Raw genomic sequence first — 13,117 nt, 5'->3', positions numbered from 1 at the left:
CGGCAAGCAGTTCGCGGGCCTGGGTGATTGCCAGTCCCGTCAGGCTCAGGCGCTGCACTTCCACTGGAATATGGCGCTGCATAGCGTTTCTGTAGCCAGAGCCAGTCAGTTGATGAACCAGCGGGCTGGCCCGCTGGTCTTCAGCATGGAAGACGAAAAACGCCGTGCCTATAACGAATTTTTCGCTGATCGAATTTTATCTCTGTTGCCTGGCGATCTGACTTGCGAAAAATTCGCCCCACAGATCGCCGACCTGCTGCTCCTGGGGGTCAAGGCTGCTTGAAACCTTCCGGACTACTGTCAGTGGGGAATGGGGAGGTGAATCTGGGCTGCTCAAAAAAGGAAACGTCACGGCGGGGAGCCTAAAGGCGAGAGGTAAAGCTGAGGTATAGCGGCGGCCATATCGGATACGCTTTTGGGATTCACTTCCGTAAGGGTCAAGTCCAGGGCACTCACCTGGGCTTGCTGTTGGCCCAGGAATACGTCAGCCTCCAAGAGCTGGGCTGCGCACCTGTCGGGCGGCGAGGCGCAGCAGATGGCGCTGGTGTGGGTTTTGCTTCTCTCGCCCACGGTGTTGCTGCCTGGGTTCTCGCTCAGTTTCAGTGCACACTCCCCAATGCCAGTGGCGATGCGGCAGAACGTAACGCTCCGGCCACATCGAGTACACCTGCGCCGCACCCGGCCCGGTGCTGCGGATCACAGCCTCCCCGTGAGAAGGGCCGTGCGCTGCGTTGGAGAATGGCTTTCACTTCCGCCGGGGTGAACTCCGGGTGTTGGGCCAGGAGAAGGCTCGCGGCCCCGGCCACCAGCGGCGCAGCGTAACTGCTTCCGCGCCGCTCAGATCGGTGCTGGCCCCACCACACGTCTACCCCCTCGGCCCGTGTGCCGCCCGGAGCGGACAGGGCAATAGCGGCTCCCCAGTCGGAATACGGCGCGCGGCGGTCCTGCGTATCCGTGGCCGCCACGGTGATCACGCCCCGGCAGCCTGCGGGGGTGTTGCGCCACGCCGGGGCGTTGGTGTTGCCCGCCGCCACGACGATCACGCTGCCGTGCGCCAGAATCTCATTCACGGCGCGTTGCATGGCCGGAACGCAGCCATCGTGAGGCACGGTCTTCAGGACGAAAGAGGCGTTGATGACCCGCGCTGGGAAGGGGTTGAGGGGAACGCCAGCAACCTCCAGTCCTGCCGCCCAGCGCAGCGCATCCACGGCCTTTCTCAGCGTGGTCTGGCCCGCCGTGTCGCTGAGCCGCACGTCCAGAATCCGCGCCGCTGGATCGACGCTGTGGACCATGCCCGCCACCGCCGTTCCGTGGGGATTGATCAGGTGGGGGGGCAGGGCAGACCCGGCGGCGAAGTCGTAGCCACTCTGGCGGCGGCCATCCAGCGCGGCCTGGGGCAGAATGCCGGTGTCCACGACAGCCACGGTGATGGGATGGGCCGAGGCGAGGCGCAGCCCGGCGGAAGCGTCGATCCGGCGGTTGACCCAGTCCGATTCGGTCCTGTTCACGCTCCAGACTCCGGCCCCGGCCAGCAAGGTCAGCCCCATCACCCACGCACCCAGTCTGTTCATGCGGCCAGCCTGCGCCGAACAGGTTGAGGGACGGTATAGCGGGCTAACGAACCAGAAGGGATTCGGGCCGGGGGTCGGCGACTGGAAACACCAGCGCCACGCTGAACGTTCCCTCCCCCCATTCCGGCACCAGTCGGGCGTTCCAGCGCCGGGCCAGGGCCGAGACCAGGGCTAGACCCAGACCGCTGCCGCTGACACCCTGAACGCCCGCGCCGCGCTCGAAGGGTTGCAGCAGCCGGGACCACTGTGCCGGATCGGGGCCGGGACCACCGCTCGTGACCTCAAGCCGATGGGCAGCCACTTTGAGAACGACTTCCTGCCCACTGCCGTATTTCAGGGCATTTTCCAGCAGGTTGCGGATAGCCCGCTGCACGCCCTCGCCCTCGGCCTGCACCCAGCCCGGTTCCAGGTCCAGACGGATGTGTTTGTCGCCCGCCCGCGCCATGTCCTCGCAGCTCTCGGCCACCTGGGCAGCGACTCCGGCGAGTTCCACCTCTTCCAGCTCATTGGGCGCGTCGGTGCGGGCCAGCGCCAGCAGCCCCTCGGTCAGTGCGGTCAGCGCCTCCACCCGCCCCACCATGCCCGTCAGCGCTTTCTGATACTCGGCAGCTTCACGCGGACGCTCCAGCGCCAGGTCCAGGCGGCCCCGCAGCACGGTCAGCGGCGTTCGCAGTTCGTGGGCTGCCGTGCGGGCAAAGTCCTTCTCGCGTTCGATGGTTCCGGCCAGACCGTCGAGCATCAGATTCACGGTGCGGGTCAGGCGGGCCATCTCGTCGGTGCCGGGAGACTGCGGCACGCGTTCGGCGTAGTCGCCCCGCGCAGCGATGCTCTCGGCAGTGCGGGCCACGGCGTCCACGGGTTTCAGGGCGCGGTTGGCCAGCCAGTACCCTGCCCCACAGGCCACGGCGATCATGAACACGCTGCCCACCAGCAGCAACTGGGCCAGCGTTTCCAGAAAGCCCGACAGCGTATCGGTGGGACGGGATACCCGCAGGTACAGGTCATCCACCCGCAAGGTCAGCACCCTCCGGCTGTCCTCGGTGGAGAAGCCGGGGATCACCGGATAACGCTGATCCAGGCTGTCTTCCTGTTTGCCCGCCCGCGCCAAAACACTTCCACCGGAACTCAGGAGTTCGATGCTAAGGTCACCGCTGGGTTTCAACTCGGAGTTGAAGTCGGCTGGCTCCGGCACCTCGCCGTCTCTCTCCTCGTCCTCATGCTGATCAATGCTGGCCTGCGCCACGCTGGCGGTCTCGCGCAGGGTGGTGTCCAGCGAGGCGGTCAGCGCCCGCTGGGCGGCGTAATACACCCCTGCCCCGCCCAGCAGCACGGTCAGGGCAAAGACAATGGCGTACCCCAGCATCAGCTTGAGGCGCAGGCTCAGACGCCCCAGCACCTTTTGAATGGGCGTGGGCTGAAGGAGCGCGGGCTGGCTCAATCGCTCCGCCCCAGCCGGTAGCCCACCCCGCGCAGCGTCTCGATCAGGCCGTCCTCGGTCTTGCGGCGCAGGGTGCTGACATACACGTCGATCACTTTCGGCTCCACGCCCGTCTCACCGCTCCACAGGCGGTCAATGATCTCGTCGCGGGTGAAGGCACGGTTGCCGTTCAGGGCCAGCAGTTCCAGCAGGCCAAATTCCCGGCGGGTCAGGTCGGCACGCACCCCCGCACGGTACAGTTCCCGCCCACCCAGGTCCATCACCCAGCCGCCCGGTAAGGGCAGGGTGTTCTGCGCGTTGCCACTGGCCCTTCGCAGCAGCGCCCGCACGCGCGCCCGCAGTTCCTTGAAGGCAAACGGCTTGAGCAGGTAATCGTCGCCGCCCGCCTCCAGCCCTTCCACCCGGTCCTCCACCGTGCCGCGTGCCGTCAGGTACAGAATCGGGGTATTCAGGCCACCCTCACGCAACTTGCGGCCCAGCACATAGCCCGCGTCGATGCCCTCGGGCAGCATCACGTCCAGGATCAGCAGGCTGTAGGGGAAGAGCCGGGCCAGTTCCGCACCCTGATCGGCGCTGGCGGCGTGGTCACAGTCGTAACCTTCCTCGCCCAGGCCGTCGCGCAGCAGTTCGGCAATGTGGGGGTCGTCCTCAACGATCAGCAGGCGCATGGGGGTTCCTGATCAGGGTCTTGGGTGGCGTGAGGAGTCATGCCGCCCAGTGTGCCGCCTCAAGGTAAAGGGGCGGTATACCTGCGGCGGCCCGCAGGCATCCCGGCAGGATTGGGAAAGCTGCCAGACATCCTGCCGGAAGACGCCTTATCGCTGCGGACGCCTGGGCGCGGTTGCGGAAGGGCGTTCCCGTGCAAGGCCCGAGCCGGACTCGTGAGCGTTGGAGCAAACTCCCCTGCCGACTGGGCTATTGGAGGAGTGCCGGGCGGTGAGAACCCTGCACTTCTCGGGGAGACGACGCCAGTAGAATCCGGGCGGCGCGGGAGCCGTGTGGTGGCTGAACTTCGAGTCCGCGTCACCGGGGCACCCTCGGCCTCTGAGCCTCATCACTCCCGCCCTCTCCTCAAGAGCGCCAGCCAAGGAAGACCCTGATGACCGAATCCAACCCCCAGAATTCCGTTCTTCCCTCTGTGATGAAGCACCTGCAAGCGCTGGTGGAAGCCACTGGACCCAGCGGGTCCGAAGAAGACGTCGTGCAACTGGTGGTCAAGGCTGCCCGTCCCCACGCCGACACCCTCGACGTGGACGCTTTCGGCAATGTGATTGCCGTGCGTCACGCTGCCCAGGCTGATGCGCGGCGCTGCGTCATCTCGGCGCATATGGACGAGGTGGGCTTCCGTGTCTACAAGATCGGCGGCGACGGGTTTTTGCGTCTGGAAAAGCTCGGCGGCCTGGATGACCGGATTCTCCCGGCGCAGCGCGTCTGGATTCGCACCGACAGCGGCGAGCGGTTGCTGGGCGTCATCGGCACCAAAAGCGCCCACCTGCTGGGTGACGCTGACCGCGCAAACATCGTCCCCTACGCCAGCCTGTACGTGGACCTCGGCGCACGCAGCCGTCAGGAGGTCCTCGATATGGGCGTGGCCGTCGGTGATCCGGTGGGTTTTGTCGGTAGCCTGACCGAACTGGGCCGCCAGACGGGCCGCTACACCGCGCACGCCCTGGATGATCGGGCAGGCTGCGCCGTGCTGCTGACCCTGCTGGAACGCTTCCACGAGACGCCGCCGCCAGTCACGCTGGTCCTGGTGTTCTCGGTGCAGGAGGAAGTCGGCCTGCGCGGCGTGTCTGCCCTGGCCCGTCACATTCAGGCTGACGTGGCGCTGGCCCTCGACATGACCGCCGCCGACGATACGCCCGAGTTCTCCGGGCCACATCTGCAACTGGGCGCTGGCCCCACCGTCAAGATGATGGACGCCTCGACCCAGGCGCATCCGGCCATTCGCCGGGGCCTGCTCGGTGCGGCCCGCAAACGGGGAGTGGCCATTCAGCGCGAGGTTCTCAAGGGCATCGGCACCGACGCCGGGGCCTTGCAGTACCTGGGTCAGGGTGTGCCAACCGGGGCTATTTCGGTGGTCAACCGCTACACGCACAGCCCTGTCGAGGTGCTGGACAGCCGCGATCTGGAAGGGGCGGTGGCCCTGCTGGAAGGTTTCCTGCACGACCTTCCTGACCTGGACCTGCGTTTCGTGGCGCTGGATGAGACCGGGTCCGATTAAATCGCTGGCAACGGTTCAAGCCGGGCGGATGCGAGAAAAACGGCATCCGTCTGAGGAGTCGTCAGGCAGACCACGCTCCTGGCTCCCTTCACAGGCTTCAGCCCGTTGCCCTGGCGTCTTGAGCGGGCCTTGACCCGTTGCCCGCGTAGTCAGACCAGACTCCACAATGCGGGAATGCGAATTCCCAGGCGATTGATTCCCAGACGACTGATCCTGGCGGCGGCGGTCACGGCCATTGCCATGCGCCGCAAGTTCATCCCGCCCTACGATCTGACCGGCAAGAGTGTCCTGATCACGGGCGGTTCGCGCGGTCTGGGGCTGGCGCTGGCCGCCGAGTTTCTGAAGCGTGGGGCCACTCTTACGCTGATGGCGCGCGATCCTGCCGAGCTGGAGCGCGCGGCCCAGCGACTCGGCGGGGGCAGGCGGGTGCAGACCGTGGCGGGCGACGTGACCCGTGAAGACGATCAGCGCCGCGCCCTGGCCGAGGTCACGCGCCTTCACGGCGGCCTGGACGTGCTGGTCAACAACGCGGGCCTGATTCAGAGCGGTCCGCTGGCCAACATGACCGAGGCTGACTTCCGCCGGAGCATGGAGGTCAACGCCTTCGCGCCGCTACTGCTGACTCGGCTGGCCGTGCCCGAACTGCGCCGCCGGGGCGGACGGGTGCTGCTGGTGTCGTCGGTGGGCGGCAAGGTGGCGGTGCCGCATCTGGCCCCCTACAGCGTCAGCAAGTTCGCCCTGACGGGGATCGGGCAGGCCCTGCGCGCCGAACTGGCCGGGGAAGGCATCGGCGTGACCACCGTCTGTCCCACGGTCATGCGAACGGGCAGCCCGCGACAGGCCGAGGTCAAGGGGCAGGCTCGGAAGGAGTACGCCCTGTTCGCCACGGTGGACAACTTCCCGCTGATCTCGCTGGACGCCCGTGAAGCCGCCCGGCGGATGGTGGACGCCCTGGTGCGCGGTGACGCCGAAGCAATGGTGGGCGGTTCTGCCGCACTGCTCAGGTACGCCCAGGCCCTGGCCCCGCAACTCACCGCCGATCTGCTGGCGCTGGGCACCCGCCTGTTGCCCGCCCCCACCCAGAGTGATGAGGCTGTCCTGGGCAAGGAGGCTGAAACGCCACTGACCCGCCGCAACCCCATCAAGAGCAAGGCCGAACGGGAACTCAACGAGCTGGGTGGGAAGGACGGGGGAGAGGCATCCTGACGTTCCGGGGAGAACCTGCCTGGGAGTAACGGGGAAAACAATCGCGTCGCCGGAGGTCGGAACGTTTCCAGCACAGGGCAGTCCTCTCTGATCCGTCCGCCTTTTTAGCGCGCTTTCGAGGGATGCGAGGTTTTTCACGCTCCAGGAGGCTCAGGACCCTGTTTGTAAGTGTGGCGCAAGGAACTGAAGGGTATAAAGGGGTGAGATGACCCACTCCTGTACCCTGCCCCTGCTCAGCCGAGGCCAGCGCCCGTGACCGCCCTGCTGCTGGCGGCTCTGTTCGTGGTGGGCCTGTTGCTGCTGGTCCGCTTCCCGGAGCGCGCCCTGAACGTCCTGGCCACCTTGCTGGGGCTGGGGCTGGTGGTGACCCTGGTGGTGCTGGCACACAGCAGCGCGGCGCAGGGCAGTCCCTGGACCGCCGCGCTGGACCGGGCACAGGGCGCACTGGGCGTGCTGGCCGTGATCGTGGGCGGCGGCCTGATCTCGCTGCGGCATTCTTCCTCGCTGCCCGCGCAGCCCGCGCGCCGCCAGGAAATCAAGATGCCCAGCAGCAAGCCCACGCGGGTCTCGCGCGCCCCCACCCTGACGCGCCGCAGCACGCTGTCGGCCACCAAGGCGGACCTCAAATTCCAGGATTACGAGGTCATGGACCGCATCGGCATCGGCGGGATGGGCAGCGTGTACCGGGCCAAGCGCAACAGCGACGGGCGCATCGTGGCCCTCAAGGTGCCGCAGGAAAAGTATCTGGCCGACGCCAAATTCGTCAAGCGTTTCTACCGCGAGGCGGAAGTCCTCAAACGCTTCAACCACCCCAACATCGTGCGGGTCTACGACTACCGCATGCAGGACCCCGAGCATTACATCGCCATGGAATTTCTGGACGGCGACAGCCTGGAAGCCCTGCTGGAAGACAGCACCCTGGGCTTTAACGAGTCGGTGCAGGTGATCCGCGCCCTGGCCGACGCGCTGCGCCATATCCACATGCAGAACGTGGTCCACCGCGACATCAAGCCCGGCAACGTGATGATGCTCAAGAACGCCTTCCATGATGGCCAACTGCGTGAAGGCGGCGTCAAGCTGATGGACTTCGGCATCGCGGTGGGCAAGGTCCTGACCCGCCTGACCATGACCGGCGCGCGGGTGGGCACCCCGATCTACATGGCCCCCGAACAGGCCAAGGGCAACCGCGTGGACGCCCGCAGCGACGTGTATTCGCTGGGCCTGCTGGCCTACGAGATGGTCAGCGGCCAGACCGCCTTCCGGGGCAGCTACGAGGCCGTGGTGCATCAGCAGGTCTTTGAATCCCCCAAGCCGCCCAAGCAGGTGCGGCTGGAAGTGCCGGGCCGCCTGAACGACCTGATCCTGAACATGATCGAGAAGGACCCGGCGCAGCGCCCCACCCTGGACGAGGTGATCACCCGCATCGACGCGGGCGTGCTGAGCGACGAGGTCTTCGGCGACCCGCTGGCCCTGGCCCTGAGTGTGCAGGAAAAACGCGGCACCGTGAGATTGCTGGACCTGCACGGCAAGCTGCGTGCCAGCCTGTGCGATCAGGGCGGCAGCACCTCGCAGGGCCTGCCCAGTGTGCCCAATGCACTGGCCGGGGACGCGGACGGCAACCTGTACGTGACCTTGCAGGAATACCGCCAGGGCAAATCCGGCGCGCTGGTCCGCAAGCTGGATCCGCAGGGCCAGGAACTGCTGTCCTTTGGCCCCTACGGTCTGGGCGAGGGCGAACTGCTGCAACCGCTGGACATCGCCTTCACCCAGGGTCATATCTACGTTCTGGACGGCGAGGCGCACCACATCGTCGTGTACAACACCGCCGGACAGTTCGTGCGGCGTTTCGGCGGGCGTGGGCAGGGTCTGGGCCGCTTCGACAAGCCGCGCCGCATGGTGGCCTCGCCGGACGGGCACCTGTACGTGCTGGACACGGGCAACAACGAGGTCCAGAAGTTTACCGCGCAGGGCGAGTACCTCAGCCGCTACGCCTTCCGCCTGGACCGCCACAGCGAGGGTTTGCGGACGCTGGAGGGTCTGGGTGTGGACCGCCACGGCGCGGTGTACATCGTGGACGGCGTGGCCCGCAAGCTGCGCAAGATCGAGGCCGACGGCACCCCCGGCGTGACCTTCTCGCTGGACACCCTGGTGGGCGAACCCACCGAGGCCCCGTGGCTGATCAGCGTGGGACCGGAGGGCCAGATCTACGCTGTGCGTCAGGGCGGGCAGGTGCTGCGAACCATTTCCAGCGCGGGCGATCCCATCTCCAGCCGCGACATGTACGCCCCGGTGCAGGCCATGACGCTGCTGGACCGCCCCCAGTCCGGCGCGGGCCAGTCCCAGCCCGGCAAATCCGTGGCTGAAAGACTCAGCCCTGTTCAGCCCGGCGAGGAGCAGGCCACCTCGGCGCAACCCGGCCCCCAGGCTGCCGCCAGCCTCTGACCAGTGATCATGTTTTGATCAGAGGCGCGGCTTCCCAGGCCGATCCCGAAACCTTTCCGACCCCATCTGGCAGCGCAATTCCTCTGCGAGATGCTCTAGCATCTGAACAACCGATGTCCCCATTGCCGCTGCTGACCCTCTACACCCGAATCGGCTGCCACCTGTGCGAGCAGGCCGAGGAGAATCTGGCGCGGCTGGAATTCCGGGTCCAGTTGCTGGATGTGGATACGAGCGCCGAATGGCGGCAGCAATATGGTGATGATGTGCCCGTGCTGGCCCTGGGCGAACAGGTGCTGGCGCGTGGCGTTCTGAGTCCGGGCCGCCTGAGCATGATCAAGCTGCAATTGATGCGCGCCGCCGAACTGCCCACGCCTGCGCATCCCGAAAGTGAGCGCCCCGAAGGTTAAACGACATCGGTCCAGGCAGGTTCGTTGGGAAACCCGGCAGGACACGCCAGAAAACCCGGCTGCACTCACGAGGAGATGGCTGGCCGGGCAGAGGGGATTTCGCACGCTAAATTTTAGTCTTGCTGGTTCAGTGGGCGACTGCCGCCACTGCACCCAGGCCGTCCACCCGTGCCAGTTCGGTGTCGATGGCCGTGTCCAGCAGGCGGCGCACTGCCGGATACGGTTCGCTGAGGCTGGCCCCGGACGCCATGACGTGCCCGCCCCCGCCCAGCGCCACCGCGACGTTCTGCGCGCTGACCCCGCCGCGTGAGCGCAGCGACAGTTTGACCCGTTCACCAAAGTCCTTGATCATCACCGCAAGATCCGCGTCCTCGGAGTTACGCAGCAGGCCCACGTAGGACTCGACGTCTTCCCAGGTCGCCCCGGCCCGCGCCAGCATGGCGTCGTCCACGCGGGCCATCACCACCCGGCCATCACGCGTGAATTCCATGGTGTCCAGCACCTCGCGCAGCAGCAGGTAGTAGGCGCGCGGGTTTTGGCCCATGGAATCGTTGATCCAGCCCAGCCGCGCGCCGTGTTCCAGCAACCGGGCGGCGCACTCGAAGGTTTCCGGCGTCATGCTGTCGAATCTGAAGCTCCCCGTGTCGGTGATCAGGCCCAGCATCAGCGGCGTGGCGATCTCCTCGGTCCAGGTGATGTCCAGTTCGTCCAGCACGTCGGCCACCAGCATCACTGCCGCTGGTTTACCTGGATCGACCAGCCCCGCCGTGGCCCGCCGCTGGTTGGTGCCGTGGTGATCGATGTTGACCATCTGGCCCACAAACTGCCGCAGGTCCGCGCCCGCCACCCGGTCCGGGTCGTTGTTGTCCACGTCCACCACCACGGCCAGCGCACCCTCCGGCCAGTCTGTCAGCGGCGTGCTGGTTTCTCCGGGTTCAGGCAGGAAACGCAGGTAGCGCGGCACGTTCATCGGGGCGATCACGGTCTTGCCCAGGTCCCGCAAGGCCCGGGTCAGACCCAGCAGACTGCCCAGGGCGTCGCCGTCCGGGTTCTCATGCGAGAGGACGACCACCGGCCCGTCGTGGGCGCGCAGCAGGGCCGCGACTTGCCTGACCTCCTGCTGATACTGATGATTGTCCCCATTAGAAATCTTCACGCCTGGACTATAACGACTCCAAATTAGAGAAATGTTGAGCGCATGTGTTTTGCATGACTGTCGGTCAATGAATTTGACTGAATCGTTCCAGTCGCAGGAGATGGCGTTTCCATCCATTTCCTGCTATGTGGGAGCGCCAGCCGGACTGTCGGACTGCGGGGAGATTTGCAAATGCCAGGTCATCGGCGGCTTCGTTCTCATCTGCCGGGATGTGTGCAGGTCTGAACAGAGGGGGGTTGTCCGCGCGCCGGGTGCGCCACAATCTCAGACGTGAATGAATCTGCCCCGGTTGTCCGTCATGTCGCCTTCGATTGGGGAGGCGTGTTTACCGTCGGCACCTTCGACGGGCGCAGCACCCAGAATGTGGCGGACCGCAGCGGCGTACCCGTCGAGCGCGTCCGCGACAGCTATTTTCGCCATGTCCGGCAACTGGAAGTGGGCGCGTGGACCCTGGACCACTTCTGGTCGGTGATGCAGGGGGAAACGGGTATCGAGATGGGCTATCCCGACTTCGAGGCGCTGTATCTGGGCAGCATCGTCGATCACTTGCCCATGTACGCCACGCTGGCGGCCCTGCCCCCTGGCGTGCGCGTGGGCCTGCTGAGCAACAATTACCCGGTGGTCAGCGATCATCTGCGCGCCGATCCCCGTTTTGCCCGGTTCGACGCGCTGGTCTTCAGCAATGAACTGGGCCACAAGAAGCCCGCGCCGGAATCGTTTGCCGCTTTGGAAGCAGCTATGGGGCTTCCCGCTGCCCAGACCGCCTTCGTGGACGACGTGCAGGAGAACATCGACGCCGCCAACGCTGCCGGATTCCACGGCATCCTGTACCACCACGAGGCGCACGAAGCGTTTGAGCGTGAGCTGGCGCAGTGGCTGGAGTCAGGAGAGACGCAAAGCTGACGCCCGGCCTTTTCTCCCCGCCTCTCCTGTGGAGCTTCGTTGATCCGTGTGGAGAGGTTTTTTGCGCTGGATTGATGGAGCTGTAATACAAACTCTGATTGAAAGGTGTAGAAAACACCTGGAAATCCGAGCAGAGCGAGCAGGAGAAAAACGGGTTCCGGGCGTGAAGTGAAGGGATCGACGCTGTCCCGATTCCTGCACGAAACAAACGGAATCCGTATAACTAGGTTCTGAATGGGCGTCAAATCAGGTGGTTTACCTGCCAGGGTGGTTTACCTCACCCGGCCACAGGTAAACCGCCTCTCCAGCGTGCCTGACTCCCGCACACTGTCTCCACAGCACCACCGGGAAACACATTCTTCCCACCCAGCCACCTCTCCCAGACGGGACGGGGACCGCCTTCCATACCCTTCAGGAGAACCGACATGACCCAGTCCCAGCAGACCCACAGCCCGCGCACGCCCGCCGAGATTCTGGAGAAAACCTGGCAGACCGAGGAACGCTGGAAGGGCATCAAGCGCAATTACGGGGCCGGGGAAGTCGTGAAGCTGCGTGGCAGCCTGCCCATCGAACACACGCTGGCCCGTCACGGTGCAAACAAGCTGTGGAAGCTGATGAAGGACGAACCGTTCGTGAACGCGCTGGGCGCATTGACGGGCAATCAGGCCATGCAACAGGTCAAGGCGGGCCTCAAGGCCATTTACCTGAGCGGCTGGCAGGTGGCCGGGGACGCCAACAACGCCGGGCAGATGTACCCCGATCAGAGCCTGTACCCCGCCAGTAGCGTGCCGGACGTGGTCAAGCGCATCAATAACACCCTGCGCCGCGCCGATCAGATTCAGACCAGCGAGGGGCGGGACGACATCGACTACTTCGCGCCCATCGTGGCTGATGCCGAGGCTGGATTCGGTGGCCCGCTGAACGCCTTCGAGCTGATGAAGGCCATGATCGAGGCCGGGGCGGCAGGGGTGCATTTTGAGGATCAACTGGCCTCCGAGAAGAAGTGCGGTCACCTGGGCGGCAAGGTGCTGGTGCCCACGTCGCAGTTCATCCGCACGCTGAATGCTGCGCGACTGGCTGCCGATGTGAGCGGCGTTCCCACCGTCCTGATCGCCCGCACCGACGCCGACGCCGCCAACCTGCTGACCAGCGATATCGATGAAAATGACAGGCCCTTCTGCACGGGCGAGCGCACCCCCGAGGGCTTCTACTTCGTCAAACCCGGCATCGAGCAGGCTATCTCCCGCGCCCTGGCCTACGCTCCCTACGCCGACGTGATCTGGTGCGAGACGTCCGTGCCGAATCTGGAGGACGCCCGTAAGTTCGCCGAGGCCATCCACGCCGAGTTCCCCGGCAAGCTGCTGGCCTACAACTGCTCGCCTAGCTTCAACTGGAAGAAGAATCTGGACGACGAGACGATTGTCAAATTCCAGGTCGAGTTGGGCAAGATGGGCTACAAATTCCAGTTCATCACGCTGGCGGGGTTCCACAGCCTGAACCACGCCATGTTCGAGCTGGCGCACGGTTACGCCCGCAACCAGATGGTCAGCTTCGTGGAGTTGCAGGAAAAGGAATTCGCGGCCCAGGAACGCGGCTTCACGGCAGTCAAGCATCAGCGCGAGGTGGGCACAGGGTATTTCGATGCCGTCTCCAACGCTGCTGCCGGGGGCCAGAGCAGCACCAATGCCCTGGCCGGAAGCACCGAGGCCCAGCAGTTCGGGGTGCGTGAGCTGGCGGGCGCGCACGACTGAACTTCAGCAGTTGTGATCG

Annotated in this window: 10 protein-coding genes and 1 pseudogene; 7 read left to right on the top strand and 4 right to left on the bottom strand. The window is 65.5% G+C overall.

Translation table 11 applies throughout. The features are described from left to right. Positions 1 to 283: pseudogene (locus BOO71_RS28025) on the top strand (hypothetical protein); the annotation flags it as partial. Positions 284 to 599: 316 nt separating this feature from the next. Here the strand turns inward: BOO71_RS28025 and BOO71_RS21265 are convergent. The 3 genes from BOO71_RS21265 to BOO71_RS21255 are packed head-to-tail and all read right to left on the bottom strand — an operon-like array spanning position 600 to position 3,677. Next, the gene (locus BOO71_RS21265) at positions 600 to 1,571 is read right to left on the bottom strand and encodes a S8 family serine peptidase (protein ID WP_075835812.1); all 972 of its coding nucleotides are present in this window, start codon (positions 1,569 to 1,571) and stop codon (positions 600 to 602) included. A 43-nt stretch (positions 1,572 to 1,614) separates the two neighbouring features. Continuing rightward, positions 1,615 to 3,009, bottom strand: coding sequence for a sensor histidine kinase (locus BOO71_RS21260; protein WP_254843243.1), 1,395 nt, complete (start codon positions 3,007 to 3,009; stop codon positions 1,615 to 1,617). Beyond that, on the bottom strand, positions 3,006 to 3,677 hold the full coding sequence (locus tag BOO71_RS21255; RefSeq protein ID WP_075835810.1) for a response regulator transcription factor: 672 nt from the start codon (positions 3,675 to 3,677) through the stop codon (positions 3,006 to 3,008). The genes BOO71_RS21260 and BOO71_RS21255 overlap by 4 nt, the downstream gene beginning before the upstream one ends. Before the next feature lie 431 nt (positions 3,678 to 4,108). Between BOO71_RS21255 and BOO71_RS21250 the strand changes: the two genes are divergently transcribed. From BOO71_RS21250 to BOO71_RS21235, 4 genes are all read left to right on the top strand, one after another. After that, positions 4,109 to 5,233 carry a M42 family metallopeptidase gene (locus tag BOO71_RS21250; RefSeq protein WP_083653704.1) on the top strand — a complete coding sequence of 375 codons (1,125 nt, stop codon included), beginning with the start codon at positions 4,109 to 4,111 and terminating at the stop codon, positions 5,231 to 5,233. Between the two features lie 174 nt (positions 5,234 to 5,407). Further along, on the top strand, positions 5,408 to 6,439 hold the full coding sequence (locus BOO71_RS21245; RefSeq protein ID WP_075835807.1) for an SDR family NAD(P)-dependent oxidoreductase: 1,032 nt from the start codon (positions 5,408 to 5,410) through the stop codon (positions 6,437 to 6,439). Between the two features lie 252 nt (positions 6,440 to 6,691). Further along, complete coding sequence (locus tag BOO71_RS21240) at positions 6,692 to 8,881, top strand: protein kinase domain-containing protein (protein ID WP_083653703.1); 2,190 nt, start codon at positions 6,692 to 6,694, stop codon at positions 8,879 to 8,881. 113 nt (positions 8,882 to 8,994) lie between these two features. Further along, a complete protein-coding gene (locus BOO71_RS21235; RefSeq protein ID WP_075835805.1) occupies positions 8,995 to 9,288 on the top strand; it encodes a glutaredoxin family protein in 294 nt (97 codons plus the stop codon). A 127-nt stretch (positions 9,289 to 9,415) separates the two neighbouring features. Here BOO71_RS21235 and BOO71_RS21230 read toward each other — a convergent pair whose 3' ends face one another. Next, positions 9,416 to 10,444: a DHH family phosphoesterase gene (locus BOO71_RS21230; RefSeq protein WP_075835803.1), complete on the bottom strand. Its 1,029-nt coding sequence runs from the start codon at positions 10,442 to 10,444 to the stop codon at positions 9,416 to 9,418. A 270-nt stretch (positions 10,445 to 10,714) separates the two neighbouring features. Here BOO71_RS21230 and BOO71_RS21225 point away from each other — a divergent pair, with 270 nt between their 5' ends. Next, on the top strand, positions 10,715 to 11,347 hold the full coding sequence (locus BOO71_RS21225; protein ID WP_075835801.1) for an HAD family hydrolase: 633 nt from the start codon (positions 10,715 to 10,717) through the stop codon (positions 11,345 to 11,347). A 425-nt stretch (positions 11,348 to 11,772) separates the two neighbouring features. Continuing rightward, entirely contained in the window at positions 11,773 to 13,098 is a 1,326-nt protein-coding gene (aceA, locus tag BOO71_RS21220; RefSeq protein ID WP_075835798.1) for an isocitrate lyase, read from the top strand. The last annotated feature ends 19 nt before the right edge of the window (positions 13,099 to 13,117 follow it).

The sequence above is a fragment of the Deinococcus marmoris genome (assembly GCF_001949125.1).
Taxonomy (GTDB): domain Bacteria; phylum Deinococcota; class Deinococci; order Deinococcales; family Deinococcaceae; genus Deinococcus; species Deinococcus marmoris_A.
This window is presented reverse-complemented; position numbering and strand designations above follow the sequence as displayed.